14 protein-coding genes and 1 pseudogene are annotated in these 16,776 nt (G+C 59.1%); 4 read left to right on the top strand and 11 right to left on the bottom strand.

The window, feature by feature from the left end:
* Positions 1-20: 20 nt before the first annotated feature.
* Both treB and treR read right to left on the bottom strand, forming a co-directional pair.
* On the bottom strand, positions 21-1,439 hold the full coding sequence (treB, locus tag DFO52_RS20115; protein ID WP_133551108.1) for a PTS trehalose transporter subunit IIBC: 1,419 nt from the start codon (positions 1,437-1,439) through the stop codon (positions 21-23).
* 129 nt (positions 1,440-1,568) lie between these two features.
* Positions 1,569-2,516 (bottom strand): trehalose operon repressor TreR, encoded by a 948-nt coding sequence (treR, locus tag DFO52_RS20110; RefSeq protein ID WP_133551075.1) that lies wholly within the window; start codon positions 2,514-2,516, stop codon positions 1,569-1,571.
* Between the two features lie 389 nt (positions 2,517-2,905).
* Here treR and mgtA point away from each other — a divergent pair, with 389 nt between their 5' ends.
* A complete protein-coding gene (gene mgtA, locus DFO52_RS20105) occupies positions 2,906-5,614 on the top strand; it encodes a magnesium-translocating P-type ATPase (protein ID WP_133551074.1) in 2,709 nt (902 codons plus the stop codon).
* A gap of 210 nt (positions 5,615-5,824) precedes the next feature.
* Positions 5,825-8,209, top strand: coding sequence for a family 20 glycosylhydrolase (locus DFO52_RS20100; protein WP_133551073.1), 2,385 nt, complete (start codon positions 5,825-5,827; stop codon positions 8,207-8,209).
* A gap of 51 nt (positions 8,210-8,260) precedes the next feature.
* On the opposite strand, the gene ridA is transcribed toward DFO52_RS20100, so the two are convergent.
* From ridA to DFO52_RS20080, 4 genes are all read right to left on the bottom strand, one after another.
* Positions 8,261-8,647, bottom strand: coding sequence for a 2-iminobutanoate/2-iminopropanoate deaminase (ridA, locus tag DFO52_RS20095; protein WP_008501391.1), 387 nt, complete (start codon positions 8,645-8,647; stop codon positions 8,261-8,263).
* Between the two features lie 73 nt (positions 8,648-8,720).
* Entirely contained in the window at positions 8,721-9,182 is a 462-nt protein-coding gene (gene pyrI / locus DFO52_RS20090; RefSeq protein WP_023310197.1) for an aspartate carbamoyltransferase regulatory subunit, read from the bottom strand.
* A gap of 12 nt (positions 9,183-9,194) precedes the next feature.
* Positions 9,195-10,127, bottom strand: coding sequence for an aspartate carbamoyltransferase (pyrB, locus tag DFO52_RS20085; RefSeq protein ID WP_023310198.1), 933 nt, complete (start codon positions 10,125-10,127; stop codon positions 9,195-9,197).
* Positions 10,128-10,161: 34 nt separating this feature from the next.
* Positions 10,162-10,266 (bottom strand): pyrBI operon leader peptide, encoded by a 105-nt coding sequence (locus DFO52_RS20080; RefSeq protein ID WP_022646880.1) that lies wholly within the window; start codon positions 10,264-10,266, stop codon positions 10,162-10,164.
* Between DFO52_RS20080 and DFO52_RS20075 the strand changes: the two are divergent.
* A pseudogene (locus DFO52_RS20075) lies at positions 10,246-10,370 on the top strand (hypothetical protein). The gene DFO52_RS20080 and the pseudogene DFO52_RS20075 sit on opposite strands and share 21 nt — an antisense overlap.
* Here DFO52_RS20075 and DFO52_RS20070 read toward each other — a convergent pair.
* The 5 genes from DFO52_RS20070 to arcA all read right to left on the bottom strand — a co-directional run bounded on the left by DFO52_RS20070 (position 10,367) and on the right by arcA (position 15,614).
* The gene (locus DFO52_RS20070) at positions 10,367-10,846 is read right to left on the bottom strand and encodes an ArgR family transcriptional regulator (protein WP_029739272.1); all 480 of its coding nucleotides are present in this window, start codon (positions 10,844-10,846) and stop codon (positions 10,367-10,369) included. The pseudogene DFO52_RS20075 and the gene DFO52_RS20070 overlap by 4 nt on opposite strands.
* An 80-nt stretch (positions 10,847-10,926) precedes the next feature.
* On the bottom strand, positions 10,927-12,330 hold the full coding sequence (locus DFO52_RS20065; RefSeq protein ID WP_029739273.1) for a YfcC family protein: 1,404 nt from the start codon (positions 12,328-12,330) through the stop codon (positions 10,927-10,929).
* 47 nt (positions 12,331-12,377) lie between these two features.
* On the bottom strand, positions 12,378-13,382 hold the full coding sequence (gene argF, locus DFO52_RS20060) for an ornithine carbamoyltransferase (RefSeq protein ID WP_133551072.1): 1,005 nt from the start codon (positions 13,380-13,382) through the stop codon (positions 12,378-12,380).
* Between the two features lie 89 nt (positions 13,383-13,471).
* The gene (gene arcC, locus DFO52_RS20055; RefSeq protein ID WP_133551071.1) at positions 13,472-14,383 is read right to left on the bottom strand and encodes a carbamate kinase; all 912 of its coding nucleotides are present in this window, start codon (positions 14,381-14,383) and stop codon (positions 13,472-13,474) included.
* 10 nt (positions 14,384-14,393) lie between these two features.
* Entirely contained in the window at positions 14,394-15,614 is a 1,221-nt protein-coding gene (gene arcA / locus DFO52_RS20050) for an arginine deiminase (RefSeq protein ID WP_045355667.1), read from the bottom strand.
* Between the two features lie 675 nt (positions 15,615-16,289).
* On the opposite strand from arcA, the gene DFO52_RS20045 reads away from it, so the two are divergent.
* The gene (locus tag DFO52_RS20045) at positions 16,290-16,742 is read left to right on the top strand and encodes a YhcH/YjgK/YiaL family protein (protein ID WP_133551070.1); all 453 of its coding nucleotides are present in this window, start codon (positions 16,290-16,292) and stop codon (positions 16,740-16,742) included.
* Positions 16,743-16,776: the final 34 nt, after the last annotated feature.

Below are 16,776 nucleotides of genomic sequence, written 5' to 3'. Positions count from 1 at the left end.
CTGCGCCCCGAAAGAAGAAGTTAAACAATCTGCAGCGAGCCCTGACGGAACTTACGCTGGTAAACCACGGTGGTGAGCGCCATTGGGACGATGATCGCGATGGCCATCGCCAGGGCAAACACCTGCCAGTAAGCGGGCTGGATGGAGAGGATGCCCGGCAGGCCGCCGACGCCAATCCCGTTCGCCATCACGCCGTTCAGACCGCACACCAGGCCCGCCAGACCGGAACCGATCATCGCGCAGAGCATCGGGAAGCGGTATTTCAGGTTGATACCGTACATCGCCGGTTCGGTGACGCCGAGGTAAGCAGAGATGGCCGCCGGAACGGAGATCTCACGCTCGTTATGCTTGCGGCTGACGATGATGATGCCGGTAACTGCCGACGCCTGCGCAATGTTAGACAGGGCGATAATCGGCCAGACCGGCGTGCCGCCGAGGCTCTGGATCATCTGCATGTCGATAGCCAGCGTGGTCTGGTGCACGCCGGTGATCACCAGCGGGGCGTACAGGAAGCCAAACAGCGCGGCACCGACTGGCGCGAAGCTGCCGGTCATCAGGTGACGCACCGCGAAGGCCACGCCGTCGCCGATCATGCGGCCAAACGGACCGATAAAGGCGTGCGCCAGGAACACCGCCAGGATCAGCGAGCAGACCGGCACCACCACCAGATAGAGGTAATCGGGCACGATGCGTTTCAGGCGCGTTTCAATAAAGCCCAGTGCCAGACCGGCCAGTAATGCCGGAATGACCTGCGCCTGATAGCCCACTTTGGCGATGGTAAACAGGCCGAAGTTCCACACTTCAGGCACCTGCTGACCAAGTAAGTAAGCGTTCATTAACTGCGGAGAGACCAGCGTGACGCCCAGCACGATACCGAGAATCGGCGTGCCGCCCATCTTGCGCACCGCGGACCAGCAAATCCCGACCGGCAGATAGAAGAAGATCGCCTCGCCAATCAGCCACAGGAAATCGTAAACGGTTTTCAGCGCCGGATACATCTGCGCCAGGGTTTTGCCGTCGCTCATCGGCACATCGCCGATGACGTTACGGAAGCCTAAGATTAAGCCCCCGCTGATCAGCGCGGGCAGCAGCGGGAAGAAAATTTCCGCGAAGTGGGAAATCAGCTGCTCGTGCCACTTCATATTCTGGCGCGCGGCCTTCTTCGCCTGCTCTTTATCGGCAGAAGAGTGCCCGGTTGTCGCCAGCAGAGCCTGATAGTAATCGCCCACTTCGGTACCAATAACGACCTGGAACTGCCCGGCGTTGGTGAAGCAGCCTTTGACCATGGAAAGTTCTTCAATGGCCTTTGGGTTGGCTTTGGCCGGCTCGTTCAGCACGAAGCGCAGGCGGGTAATGCAATGGCTGACGGTAGCGATGTTTTCGCGTCCGCCGACCAGGACGATCAGCCGATCGATATCTGCTTGTTTGACTTTACTCATCATGAAACCTCATGACAGATGGTGAGGGGGTGTAATGACCTGAGCGCAAGCCTACTCCTTCAGCGTGACGGCGAAAATGGGAACGTTCCCGAAATCAGGCGAAGATCACAATAATCTGTTTTAGAGGGGTTACGAAAGGTGAGCGGGAATGACGATCTGACGCGGGTCTGCGCGCCCGTTTATCTGCTCGATCAGCTGCGCGGCGGCCTGTCTGCCGGACTCGGCGTAGCCCGGATCGACGGTGATGATCTCCGGGTGCAGGAACTTCATCAGCGGCGTGCTGCCGACGCTCGCCACCTGCAGATTATCGATGCGCTGTTCCTGCAGATATTTGCTGGCACCCAGCGCCAGGGTATCCGTGGCGCACACCAGCGCCGTGGTCTGCGGCGTCAGAACGCTGGCGACCTGCTCGTAGCCCTGCTTCATGCCCAGCCCCGGGAGAGAGGCCACGGCGGAGAGATTGTGCTTTTTGCAAAAGGCCAGATAGGCCTCATGACGGCGCTTGCCGGTGGTGACGTCCGCGTGCGGGACGCCGAGGAAGCTGATGTGGCGATGGCCTTCGTCAAACAGGCGCTGCATCAGGGTGATAATCGCGCCCTCGTCGTCATAGCAGACGGAGGCAAAGCCGTGGGCATCGCGCGCCAGCAGCACCAGCGAAGGCTGCCAGGGTTTCAGCATCTCGTCTTTAATGCCGGTAAAACCGAACAGCACCACGCCATCAATGTTGCGCCGCTGGAGCATGCCCAGATGCTCTTCAACCAGCTGCACAGAGAACTGACTCTCCATCATGATCGGATCATACCCCTGCTCGTAGAAGGCGGGCAGCATGGTCTGCACGGCGAGATTTTCAGACAGAGAATCCAGACGCGAAACAATAATGGCGACCACCTTGTCACTCTGCCCGCGCATGGCGCGCGCGGAGCGGGAAGGGGAAAAACCGTGTTGATTCATGACCGCCTCAACGCGCTCGCGGGTGCGTTCGCTGACGCCGCTTTCGTTGTTCAGCACGCGTGAGACGGTCGATTTCCCCACGCCGCTTAAACGTGCGATGTCTTTAATCGTTAGGCGGTTCTGCATGCTGTATTCCCTGTAACAACGACAATGTAGTGAATTGAGCCTAATGCTATAGCGCGATTTCGCTATGGGCAAAGTCTGGTTTACGTTCGGTTTATTTGCAGGGGGGTATAATACCGCCCGAATCGTCACAAAGGGTACGCTTAAATCCCTATACTGCGCGGCGACACCCTACTTTTTACTTACCGGAGGCCACATGGATCCCGATCCCACACCTCTCCTGAGCGGGAGAAAACGTTCTTTCCGGTAAGCCAGCCTTGTTGCTGTCTCACCGGCGTGAGGCAGTAGCGTCTTAAACGTTCCTGCTTGAAAAATTAAGTGCCTCTCAGGTACGGCCTTGCCACGCCTGAAGGAAATGCTGCGTCCGCCCCTGCGGATGCGGAGGAATGCCTATGTTTAAAAATATCACCCGGCAGCTGCAGGCCCTGCTGAGCCGCCACCTGCCACACCGTCTTGTTCAGCGCGACCCGCTGCCAAACGCCAAAAACATGGCGGGGGCGGCGATCCCCACGTCCCTGACCGAACGCTGCCTGAACGTGGCGGCGATGGATGAAAACGAAGTCTGGCGCGCGTTCGGCGGACACCCGGAAGGGCTAAACGCGGCCGAAGTGGAAAAAATCCGCGCCGTGCACGGCGATAACCAGATCCCGGCGCAAAAGCCGTCTCCGTGGTGGGTGCACCTGTGGCTCTGCTACCGCAACCCGTTCAACCTGCTGCTGACCGTGCTCGGCCTTATCTCTTACGCGACGGAAGATCTGTTTGCCGCAGGGGTGATCGCTCTGATGGTGGGTATCTCCACGCTGCTGAACTTTATTCAGGAGGCCCGCTCCACCAAAGCGGCGGATGCCCTGAAGGCGATGGTCAGCAACACCGCGACCGTCTCGCGCGTGATTAACGATCTCGGCGAAAATGCCTGGGTGGAACTGCCTATCGACCAGCTGGTGCCGGGCGATCTGGTGAAGCTGGCCGCGGGGGACATGATCCCGGCGGATTTACGCATCATCCAGGCGCGCGATCTTTTCGTCGCGCAGGCCTCGCTGACCGGCGAATCCCTGCCTGTTGAAAAGGTGGCGCGCAGCCGCGACCCGCAGCAGATGAACCCGCTCGAGTGCGATACCCTGTGCTTTATGGGCACCACGGTGGTCAGCGGCACCGCGCAGGCGATTGTCACCGCCACCGGGGGCGACACCTGGTTTGGACAGCTTGCCGGGCGCGTCAGCGAGCAGGAGAGCGAGCCAAACGCCTTCCAGAAAGGGATTGGCCGCGTCAGCATGCTGCTGATCCGCTTTATGATGGTGATGACGCCAATCGTGCTGCTGATCAACGGCTACACCAAAGGCGACTGGTGGGAGGCGGCCCTGTTTGCGCTCTCCGTGGCCGTTGGCTTAACACCTGAAATGCTGCCGATGATTGTCACCTCCACGCTGGCGCGCGGGGCGGTGAAGCTCTCTAAACAGAAAGTGATCGTCAAACACCTCGACGCCATTCAAAACTTTGGCGCGATGGACATCCTCTGCACCGATAAAACCGGCACCCTGACGCAGGACAAAATCGTGCTGGAGAACCACACCGATATCTCCGGCAAAACCAGCGAGCGCGTCCTGCACAGCGCGTGGCTGAACAGCCATTACCAGACCGGGCTGAAAAACCTGCTCGACGTCGCAGTGCTGGAAGGGGTGGATGAGGAATCCGCCCGCACGCTCTCCGGCCGCTGGCAGAAGGTGGATGAGATCCCGTTCGACTTCGAGCGCCGCCGCATGTCGGTGGTGGTGAGCGAGCAGACGGACGTGCATCAGCTGATCTGCAAAGGGGCGCTGCAGGAGATCCTCAACGTGTCGACGCAGGTTCGCTATAACGGCGACATCGTGCCGCTGGACGACACCATGCTGCGCCGCATCAAGCGCGTCACCGACAACCTGAACCGTCAGGGGCTGCGCGTGGTGGCGGTCGCGAGCAAGTTCCTGCCCGCGCGCGAGGGTGACTATCAGCGTATCGACGAATCCGATCTGATCCTCGAGGGCTACATCGCCTTCCTCGATCCGCCGAAAGAGACCACCGCGCCGGCGCTGAAGGCGCTGAAGGCGAGCGGTATTACCGTCAAAATTCTCACCGGTGACAGCGAGCTGGTGGCGGCCAAAGTATGCCATGAAGTGGGGCTGGACGCGGGCGACGTGGTGGTGGGGAGCGATATTGAGCACCTGTCCGATGACGAACTGGCGAAGCTTGCCCAGCGTACCACGCTGTTTGCCCGCCTGACGCCGATGCACAAAGAGCGCATCGTCACCCTGCTCAAGCGCGAAGGGCACGTGGTGGGCTTTATGGGCGACGGCATCAACGACGCGCCCGCGCTGCGTGCGGCGGATATAGGTATCTCCGTGGACGGCGCGGTGGATATTGCCCGCGAGGCGGCGGATATTATCCTGCTGGAAAAGAGCCTGATGGTGCTGGAGGAGGGCGTGATCGAAGGACGCCGCACCTTTGCCAACATGCTCAAGTACATCAAAATGACCGCCAGCTCCAACTTCGGTAACGTCTTCAGCGTGCTGGTGGCGAGCGCGTTTCTGCCGTTCCTGCCGATGCTGCCGCTGCATCTGCTGATCCAGAACCTGATGTACGACGTGTCTCAGGTGGCGATCCCGTTTGATAACGTGGACGACGAGCAGATCCAGAAGCCGCAGCACTGGAACCCGGCGGATCTGGGGCGCTTTATGCTGTTCTTTGGGCCGATCAGCTCCATCTTCGACATCCTGACCTTCTGCCTGATGTGGTTTGTATTCCATGCCAACACCCCGGAACACCAGACGCTGTTCCAGTCCGGCTGGTTCGTGGTGGGTCTGCTGTCGCAGACGCTGATTGTGCATATGATCCGCACCCGCCGCATTCCGTTCATCCAGAGCCGCGCCGCGTGGCCGCTGATTGTGATGACGGGGATTGTGATGGCGCTCGGCATCGCGCTGCCGTTCTCGCCGCTGGCAGGCTACCTGCAGCTGCAGGCGCTGCCTCTGAGCTACTTCCCGTGGCTGGTGGCAATCCTCGCGGGCTATATGGTGCTGACACAGATGGTGAAAGGATTCTATGCGCGTCGGTACGGGTGGCAGTAATTTTTTACCCTCACCCTAACCCTCTCCCTGGAAGGGAGAGGGGACCGCTCGGTGCCGCCTTTCACCCTCGCCCCTTTGGGGAGAGGGGACTGGCTTTCCTCCCAAATTCAACAACCTGTGATCTCCGTCGGCGCATTCGCTTGACGACAAATTGAGCGCATGTTAACAGAATGTTTTGCCTTTATTTGGCCCGTCAGATAAGGAACATTCATGTTACGGTACAGTCTCTTAACCGCCGGGCTGATGCTCGGCGCCTCAGCCTTTGCCGCCCCGGCAGGCGATCTCCCCTTAATGCCCTGGCCTGCCAAGGTTGAACGCCCGACGACACAGGGCGCGCTGGTGCTTAATGATAAAATCTCTGTCAGCGTCAGCGGCGACGATCTGGGCGACGCCGTCAACCGCCTGCGCCAGCGCATGGCCCTGCAAACCGGCTGGACGCTGCAGCCGCAGGCTGAAAAGCCAGACAAACCGACCATCCGCATCGCGGTTGCCAAAAAGGTAAAACCGCAGCCGCTGCCGGACAGCGATGAAAGCTACAGGCTCACGGTGGATGCCAACGGCGTCGATATCTCCGCCAACACCCGCTTCGGCGCGCTGCGCGCCATGGAAACCCTGCTCCAGCTGATGCAGAACGGGGCGGAAAACACCTCGCTGCCGTGGGTCACCATTGAAGATTCGCCGCGCTTCTCGTGGCGCGGGCTGCTGCTCGACTCGGCTCGTCACTTTATTCCGCTGCCGGATATCAAGCGCCAGATCGACGGCATGGCCGCGGCGAAGCTCAACGTCCTGCACTGGCACTTAACCGACGATCAGGGTTGGCGCTTCAGCTCGAAGCGCTACCCTAAGCTGACGCAGCTTGCCAGCGACGGGCTGTTCTACACGCCTGAACAGATGCGCGAAGTGGTGCGTTACGCCGCCGAGCGCGGTATCCGCGTGGTGCCGGAGATCGACATGCCGGGCCACGCCTCGGCGATTGCCGTGGCCTATCCGGAGCTGATGAGCGCCCCGGGGCCGTACGCCATGGAGCGCCACTGGGGCGTGCTGAAGCCAGTATTAGATCCCACAAAAGAGGCAACCTACGCCTTTGCTGACGCGATGGTCAGCGAACTGGCGGCGATCTTCCCCGATCCGTATCTGCATATCGGCGGTGACGAGGTCGACGACAGCCAGTGGAAAGCGAATGCCGCGATCCAGAATTTCATGCGCGACAACAGGCTGGCGGACAGCCACGCGCTGCAGGCGTATTTCAACCGCAAGCTGGAAACGATCCTTGAGAAACACCACCGGCAGATGGTCGGCTGGGACGAGATCTATCATCCCGACCTGCCGAAAAGCATTCTGATCCAGTCCTGGCAGGGCCAGGACGCGCTGGGGCAGGTGGCGCAGAACGGCTACAAGGGCATTCTCTCCACCGGTTTCTATCTCGACCAGCCCCAGTCCACCGCCTATCACTACCGCAACGAAATTGTCCCGCAGGGGCTGAACGGCGTGGATGTGATTGCAGACACGGACAGCGTCCAGAGCTGGGCCTTTTCCATGCCGCGCCTGAAGGGCAAGCCGGTGGAGGGGAGCTTCACGCTGGTGAAAGGGGACGCAGGCTGGCGCGGGTTTATTGATTTTGCCGGGAAATCGCGCCGCGCGGTGCAGGATATTGAATGGCGTGACGACAGCCAGGTGACCTTCACCGTCGATACGTGGATGGGCGAGACGCGCCCTGTGGTCTCCGTTGATAACGACAAGCTCACCGGCTATTTCCTGGTGGGGAATACGCGTTACCCAATCAGCGGCACGCGTCTGGACGCGGTGCCGAAAGGCATTCCGCCCGTCGTGCCGGACGTGGCGAATCAGGCCAACCTGCTCGGCGGGGAAGCCGCGCTGTGGGCGGAGAACGTGGTGGCGCCGGTTCTGGATATCCGCCTGTGGCCGCGCACCTTCGCGGTGGCGGAGCGCCTTTGGTCCGCGCAGGACGTCAACGACGTCGACAACATGTACACCCGCCTGCAGGCGATGGACAGCTGGTCGACGGTGTCGGTTGGGCTGCAGCAGCATACCCAGCAGCAGGTGCAGTTCACGCGCCTCGCCGGTAATGCCGACACGCTGCCGCTGCAGATCCTCGCTCAGGCGGTAGAGCCCGCGCAGTATTACACCCGCCAGCACCTGAAGTTCCAGGCGGGAAATTATCATCAGTTCGAACCGCTCAACCGCTTCGCCGATGCGCTTAACGCCGAAAGCGCCACCGTGCGCCAGATGAAAAAATGGGCGGACCGCCTGGTGAGCGATGCGGAAGACGCGGAAAGCGCCGACGCGCTGCGCCACGTCTTTAACCGCTGGCAGAGCAACACCAGCGACGCGCTGGCGTTAAGCGAAAACAGCTATCAGCTGAAGGCGATGAAGCCGGTGATCCAGGAGGTGGATAAGCTGGCCTCCATTGGCCTGCGGCTGACGGATCTGGTCGCGCGCCAGGGCACGCTGGATGATAAAGAGATAGCCTCGATTCAGAGCGAGCTGGATAACGCGGCGAAGGTCCAGGACGAGGTGGTGATTGCGGCGGTGTATCCGCTGGAGACGCTGCTCAGGGCGACGCGGAATCAGTAGCAAGCAACAAAAAAGGCAGCCTGGGCTGCCTTTTTTTATCGCCAAAGCGAATTAGCGACGTACCGCAATCGCTTCGATTTCAATTTTCACGTCTTTTGGCAGACGGGCCACTTCCACGCAGGAGCGCGCCGGGAAGGTGGCGTTGTGCTCGGTGAAGAACGCTTCGTAAGTGGCGTTAACGGTCGCGAAATCGTTCAGATCTTTCACGAAAACGGTGGTTTTGACGATGTCGCCCACTTTCAGACCGGCAGATTCAACGATGGCCTGCACGTTTTCCAGCGACTGACGCGCCTGTGCCGCGACGTCTTCCGGCACCGCGCCGGTTTTTGGGTTCACCGGGATCTGCCCGGAAGTGATGATCATGCTACCCAGATCAACGCCCTGAACGTAAGGGCCGATAGCCGCTGGTGCATTTTCCGTCGCGAGTACTTTGCTCATGTTTTCTCCAGAATTACAGCGTTAAGAATGTTCCCGGCCATTATAACAGCCGGGATTTCATTACCAACCTCAATTAGTTGGCCAGCACCACATAATGAGAAAACTCTTTTTCGCAGTATTTGCATTTGAGCGCGATGTCATCGGCGCGTTTTTTCACTGCAAAGCTGGAAGAAACCGGCTCAGCGTGACTGATGCAGTTGCTGTTCGGGCAGACCAGCACGCTTTCGATACGATCCGGCAGGCTCGGACGGGATTTGCCGACCACTTCATACTCGTCGATGCGGTTGACGGTGGCGTCCGGCGCGTACAGCGACAGCTGGTTGACCTGCTCGTCGGTCAGGAAGGTGTTCTCGATTTTAATCAGGTCTTTGCGGCCCATCTCGCCCGACGGCAGGTTCAGGCCGATGGTGATGCGCTGGTCGGTTTCGGTCAGTTTGAACAGCGTCAGCAGCTTAAAGCCCACCTGCGCAGGGATGTGGTCAATCACGGTGCCGCGCTTGATGGCTTCAACCTGGAGTTTGTTATCGTGTGTCATGGTCGTTTCCCCTTACAGTGCCAATTCGCGATTCAGAACCAGTGCCAGTAACGCCTGGCGGGCGAAGATGCCGTTTCCGGCCTGCTGGAAGTACCAGGCGTGCGGCGTTTTGTCCACGTCTGTGGTGATCTCATCGATGCGCGGCAGCGGATGCAGCACCTTCATGTTGTCGCGCGCCCCCTCGAGGTCGCTGGCGCGCAGCACGAACTGCGCCTTCACGTTGGCGTATTCGGACGGGTCCAGACGCTCTTTCTGCACCCGGGTCATGTAGAGAATATCCACGTGGCTCATCACCTCTTCGATGCTGGCGTGCAGGCTCCACTGAATGCCTTTCTCATCCAGCATGTCGAGAATGTACTGCGGCATCGCCAGCGCGTCAGGCGCGATGAAGAAGAAGCGGTTGCCGTTAAATTTCGCCAGCGCCTGGGTCAGGGAGTGGACGGTGCGGCCATATTTCAGGTCGCCGACCATGGCGATATTCAGGTTCTCGAGCTTGCCCTGCGTCTCCTGAATGGTGAACAGATCCAGCAGGGTCTGCGTCGGGTGCTGGTTGGCACCGTCACCGGCGTTCAGCACCGGAATGCCGCCGGAAAACTCGGTCGCCAGACGCGCCGCGCCCTCCTGCGGGTGACGCATCACAATCGCGTCGACGTAGGTGCTGATCACTGAAATGGTATCCGCCAGGGTTTCGCCTTTTTTACCCAGCGACGTGTTGCTGCTGTCCGAGAAGCCCACCACGCTCGCGCCCAGGCGGTGCATGGAGGTTTCAAAGGAGAGGCGGGTGCGGGTCGAGGCTTCGAAGAAGCAGCTCGCAATCACCTTGTGCTTCAGCAGCTCCGGTTGCGGATTGGCCTTCAGTTTTGCCGCGGTTTCCAGAACCAGTTCCAGCTCTTCGCGGCTGAGGTCGTTTATGGAAATGATGTGTTTTTGATAAAGCGGATTCATGTTTATCTCCTGACGCCGGGCAAAAAAAAGCCCCTCAAATGAGGGGCTCTGGGAATAGGTTTAGCAACGGGAAGAAAAACGGCAGGCCAGCGTCTGATTTCAGACGCGGTAAGACGTTATGTCGTACACGCTTGACCATGCTTCCTCCCGGCAAATTGTCGGGCATTATACGCAGCTCGCTTTTCTGATCAAGCGATTTAATGCACGCTTTACTCAATGCAAACGGTTCTTTATGAATATTAATGCGTTCTGAGTAAATAATTAATTTGCTTATGCACCAGTGCGGTGCGCTTCACGACCCGGGGAGCGACCCAGACGATACTGCTGCCGGCTACCACGCCTAAAATTTCCGGTAGCTGGTGATAATCCAGAATACGCGCCACCGCGCGGCCATATCCGGCGACGGTATGAACAAGGATAAACTCGCTATTGTGCTCGACGCTGACCACCATTTCGGACACGGTACGCGCGGCGTCGGGGGCAGGGCGCAGCTGGGGATTCAGCGAATAAATCTTTAGCCCTTTGGCATTTCGAATTTTTATGACACCGAGCAATTTAAGCAGACGTGAAACGGTGGACTGGCTGATGGTCTCAAAACCACGCTCCTGCAAATCCCGGCGGATCTCCTCCTGAGAGAGATAGCTCTTTTCTGCGATCAGGCGCTGGCAGACCGTCAGCTGTAGTTGCTCTTTGGGAGAGTACTCTTCGTAATCCATCATAGTTCCCATATCAGTTCCTGAAATAACCGGTGGCACCGCACCGATCCGTAGGCCGGATAAGCGCAGCGCCATCCGGCAAATCACAACAAGGCACCCAGACTTAACGCCACCATAATCACCACCGTTAAAATGCCCAGCAGCGGCGCCACCCATTTCAGATAACGCACGTAGGGCACGCGGGCGATAGCCAGCCCGCCCATCACGACGGCAGAAGTGGGCGTGACGAGGTTAACGATGCCGGAGGCCGACTGGTAAGCCGTCACCACCAGGTCGCGGTTGACGTTAGCGAAATCGGCAAGCGGCGCCATGATCGGCATCGTCAGAACGGCCAGGCCGGATGAAGAAGGCACAAGAAATGACAGCACGACCTCCAGCCAGTACATCACGTTGATAAACGCTACCGTGGACAACCCGCTGACCAGCCCTTCCGCGCTGTGCAAAATGGTGTGGGTAATCATGCCCTTATCCATGATGACTACGATACCGCGCGCGATGCCGATAATCAGCGCGACGCCCAGCAAATCTCGCGCGCCGTTGATAAACGTCGACGTCAGCTCCTCTTCGCTCATGCGGGCAATCAGGCCGACGATAATCGCGCTGGCGAGAAACACCGCCGAGATCTCCGCCATCCACCAGCCCAGCACCGCCACGCCGTAGATCATCACCGCGAAGGCGAGGGCGAAAATCACCAGGATGATTTTGCGCACCGGGGTGAATTCCAGCGACTGTTCGCCCTTGTCGCCGAGGAAATGGGCGCGGTTCTCTTCCTGTTTGTCTGCGACGATCGACAGCGACGGATCCTGGCGCACCTTACGGGCGTAGCGCATCACCCACGCTACGCAGATGATCCAGCCGATGACCAGCAGCGCCACGCGCAGGGCAATGCCGTTAGTAAAGGGGATCCCGGCAGCGTTGGCGGCGATCACCGTGGCGAACGGGTTAATGGTGGAGCCGAGGGTGCCGATCCCCGCCCCGAGCAGCACGGTAGAGGCGGCGACCACCGGATCGAACCGGGCGGCCAGCATCACCGGCACCAGCAGGGTGTAGAACGGCAGCGACTCTTCAGCCATGCCGTAAATCGTGCCGCCCGCGGCAAACAGCGCCATCAGGATCGGGATCATCCACTCCTCGCGTCCGCGCAGCCGGGTGGTGACGCGTTCAATCCCGGCGTCAATCGCCCCGGTTTTGGTGACGATCCCGAGAAAACCGCCGATGATCAGGATAAACAGCGCGACGTCGATCGCCCCGGCCTGGCCGGAGACCGGATCGTACAGCCCGGCGATGGGCGCCATCAGGACGGAAACCAGCCCCTGCGGATGTGCCGCCACGTGCGCGTACGTTCCGGCAATCGGGACTTCTTTACCGAGGGTTTCGTTCATCGCCATCTGGTACTGACCGGCGGGGACGACCCAGCTCAGCGCCGCCACAACGGCAATCAGGAAAAAGAGAATGGTGTAAGCGGAGGGAAACTTAAACTTGCCCATGATGTGCTCCTTAAACCCGGCGCACCCCGCGGCGCGCCGGGCGGTGATTAGTCGCCGAGTGTCGCCACCATGACCGCTTTAATGGTGTGCATGCGGTTCTCTGCTTCGTCGAAGACGATGGAGTTCGGTGATTCGAAGACCTCTTCCGTCACCTCCAGCCCCTTCAGGCCGTACGCCATCTCGATCTCGCGGCCCACCCTGGTGTGCTCGTTGTGGAACGCCGGCAGGCAGTGCATGAACTTGACGTTCGGGTTGCCGGTGGCTTTCATCACGTCCGCGTTGATTTGATACGGCTTCATCAGGCTGACGCGCTCGGCCCAGGCTTCCTTCGGCTCGCCCATGGAGACCCACACGTCGGTGTAGAGGAAATCGGTCCCCCGCACTCCTTCTTCCACGTCGTCGGTGAGGGTGATGCGCGCGCCCGTCTCTTTCGCGATGGCGCGGCACTGCTCAACCAGCCCGGCTTCCGGCCAGAAGGATTTCGGCGCGACGAGGCGGATATCCATCCCCATTTTGGCCGCCCCGACCATCAGCGAGTTGCCCATGTTGTTGCGCGCGTCGCCGAGATAGGCAAAGCTCAGCTCCGGCAGGGTTTTGCCCGGCGCGTGCTCCAGCATGGTCATCAGGTCGGCGAGGATCTGCGTTGGGTGGAACTCGTCGGTCAGGCCGTTCCACACCGGCACGCCCGCGTACTCGCCCAGCTCCTCAACGATGGCCTGGCCGTAGCCTCGGTATTCGATACCGTCATACATGCGGCCCAGCACGCGGGCGGTGTCCTTCATCGACTCTTTATGGCCGATCTGCGAGCCGCTTGGGCCGAGGTAGGTCACCTGCGCGCCCTGGTCGAACGCACCCACTTCGAATGCGCAGCGGGTGCGGGTGGAGGTTTTTTCAAAAATCAGGGCGATGTTTTTCCCGACCAGGGTTTGCTTTTCACGTCCGGCTTTTTTGGCGGCCTTCAGCTCGATGGCGAGGTCGATCAGGTATTGGATCTCCGCCGGGGTGTAGTCCAGCAGTTTCAGGAAGTTGCGGTTTTTCAGGTTGATGGTCATCTGGGAAATCCTTTTAAAAATTTAGCTGTCTGATGCCCTCACCCCGGCCCTCTCCCTTAGGGAGAGGGTTAGGGTGAGGGGAAAACGACTCAGTTACGAATCAACGTGCCTTTCTCGCCCGCCAGGATCTCCGCGCCGTCGGCCAGCGCGCCGATCCCGGCCATGCCGTTGCAGGCTTCAACAAACTCGCGGCAGGCGGCCACTTTCGGGCCCATCGATCCGGCGTCGAACTGCATGCCTCTGAGCAGCTCCGGCGTCACCTGCGCCAGTGGGCGCTGGGTCGGCTTGCCCCAGTCGAGGTACACCGTGTCGGCATCGGTCAGGATCAGCAGGGCGTCGGCCTCGATCTGCCTCGCCAGCAGGGCGGCGGAGAGGTCTTTGTCGATCACCGCCTCAATGCCGCGATAGCCGTTGGCGTTCTCCACTACCGGTACGCCGCCGCCGCCGTTGCAGATCACCAGGTGGTCACGCTGGATCAGCGCCGTGATGGCGTCGCTCTCGACGATACGCTTCGGCTGCGGCGACGGCACCACGCGGCGGACGTAGCTCCCGTCGGCCCTGAACACCCAGCCTTTTTCCGCGGCCAGCGCTTTCGCCTGGGCTTCGCTGTACACCGGGCCGATGTATTTGGTCGGGTTGCTGAAGGCCGGGTCGGCAGCGTCCACTTCCACCTGCGTGAGCAGGACGCTCACCTCGCGCTGCGGCAGATTGTTTTTCAGCGCCTGCTGGAGCATGTAGCCAATCATTCCCTGGCTTTCGGCGCCGAGAACGTCCAGCGGGTAGGGCGTGACTTTGTCGTAGGCGCTGTTCTGCAGCGCCAGCAGCCCGACCTGCGGCCCGTTGCCGTGCACCAGCACCACGCGCCACTGTTCCGTCAGCCCGGCGATGGTGCGGGCGGCCTGCTCGATGTTCTGGCGCTGGATTTCGGCTTCCAGCGGCTCGCCGCGCTTGAGCAGCGCGTTGCCGCCCAGGGCCACAACCAGAGTGGGTTTTCGTTCCATGATGGCTCCTTTAAATTCCGTCGCGTTCCAGCGGGCAGCTCATGCAGCGCGCGCCGCCGCGGCCGCGTCCGAGTTCGTCGCCCGGGATGGGCAGCACGGTGATGCCCGCTTTGTCGTACTTCTCGTTGGTCCAGACGTTGCGCTCGTAGCCGATCACCACGCCCGGGCGGATGGTCAGCACGTTGTTGGCGTCGTTCCACTGCTCGCGTTCGGCTTCAAAGGCGTCGCCGCCGGTGGTGATCAGGCGCACCTGGTTAATGCCGAGCGCTTTCTCGATGGCGTGCAGCAGGTCGGTTTCCTGGGTGCGCAGCAGGCCGCCGCGTCCGTCCGGGGTGAGCGTCCAGCACTGGGCGTCCTTGCGCACCACTTCCGGGTAGACGGAGAAGGTGTCCACGTCGATGTGGGTCATGACGGTGTCGAGGTGCATGCAGGAGCGGTGTTTTGGCAGCTCAACGGCGATCACGCGCTCGGCCTGGCGGTGTTTGAACAGGCTGTTGGCGAGGAACTCCACGCCCTGCGGCGTCGTGCGCTCGGACATGCCGATCAATACCGCCCCGCGGCCAATCACCAGTACGTCGCCGCCTTCTAACGTGGCGTGGTCGTAATTAATATTCTCGTCGCCGAAATACTTAATAAAATCGCCGTCGGCAAATGCCGGGTGCCAGCGATATATTGCCCGCAGGTTATTGGTTTCACGCTGACGGGCCGGTTTCGCCATGGGGTTAATAGAGACGCCGTTATAAATCCAGCACGAGGTGTCGCGGGTAAATAAATGGTTCGGCAGCGGCTTCATAATAAAATCATTCGCCGTGTGGGTATCCACCACCATATTTTTAATCGCCGCCGGAATTTCGCCGTAGGTTAATCCGCCGCTCAGTCTGCGCGCCAGTTCCCGGTGCGGCATATCCGCCAGCCAGCCGCGCACGTCGCCGGCAAAGGTTGGACCGAGGCGATAGTCGGAGATTTGGGTATCCAGCAGCCAGGCTTTCGCTTCTGCAATATCAAGGCTTTGTGTCAAAAGGTCGGTCAACAGCAGGACTTCCACACCCTGCTCACGCAGCGTGTTGGCGAAGATGTCATGCTCCTCACCCGCCCGCTCAACCGAGAGCACGTCATCGAAAAGCAGCTCCTGACAGTTTGATGGCGTTAAACGTTTCAGACTTAAATTTGGGCGGTGCAGCATAACGCTACGCAATTGACCAATTTCAGAACCGACGTAATGCTTTTCCATAATTATTCCTTTAACTGTTTTTCAGAATAAAAAGGGCATGCGCCATGTGATGTATTTAATTTCATGACGGCTAAGCTCAATTGATTTCGTGATTCATACTAGGCAGTTAAATAATCCGTATTGTGATATTGCTCACGCGAAACCGGATATTTAGCGGTTTATTTTCATTTGCATGATTCGCATCAGATAATGATTAATTTCATATTATTAAGGGGTGAATAGCTAAGCAGGATCCGGTGGCATTATTTGAGGTTGTTATTGTTTTGTAGATTTTAATCTTTTGAAATATGTTGTTATGTGGCTGATTTTAAATGATAAATATTATAAGCAAGAATGGCTATGCAATTAACGTAATTAACTATTTTTGACTTAAGAAAAATCAATAAATAATTATGGTTTTTTAGAGCAAATTATCAAAACAGTAAAGTGTGAGGCGGCAACGGGTTTTGTTAATTAGAGAGCATGATCAAGAGGTTAGAACAGCCATGCGATAAGCGCGGATCGAGGTTATGCATAACCCCTGCATAATTGCCTGGACAGGATTAACAGTGGGTTAACACCTTTCCCGATAAACATGCGCTCGCGCAAACCTCTTCGAAAAAGGGCTGGTATGGCAGTCTTAACTCTCGTATAAAAGATAAAAATGAAACGTTGTTTTACATAGAGGGATTTCACATGATTATCGGCAACATCCACCATCTGCAACCCTGGCTGCCTGACGCGCTGCGCCAGGCCATTGAGCACGTTAAAGCCCACGTCACCGACGCCACGCCGCTCGGCAAACACGACATCAACGGCAACAGCCTCTTTTATCTGGTCTCTGAAGACATGACCCAGCCGTTCGCCGAGCGCCGCGCCGAGTACCATGCGCGCTACCTTGATATCCAGATCGTGATGAAAGGAGAGGAAGGGATGACCTTCAGCACATTGCCGCACGGCGCGCCGGACACCGACTGGCTGGCGGACAAAGACATCGCGTTCCTGCCGGAAGGCGAGCAGGAGAAAACCGTGGTGCTTAGCGAAGGGGATTTTGTAGTGTTCTGGCCGGGCGAAGTGCATAAGCCGCTGTGCGCGGTTGGGACGCCTGCACATGTGCGTAAGATAGTGGTGAAGATGCTGATCGGTTAAACGGGTTTACTCCCTCTCCCTGTGGGAGAGGGCA

Source organism: Enterobacter sp. AG326 (assembly GCF_004362415.1).
Classification (GTDB): Bacteria; Pseudomonadota; Gammaproteobacteria; order Enterobacterales; family Enterobacteriaceae; genus Enterobacter; species Enterobacter asburiae.
Note: the sequence above shows the minus strand (reverse complement) of the source record. Positions and strands in the feature narration are given on the sequence as shown.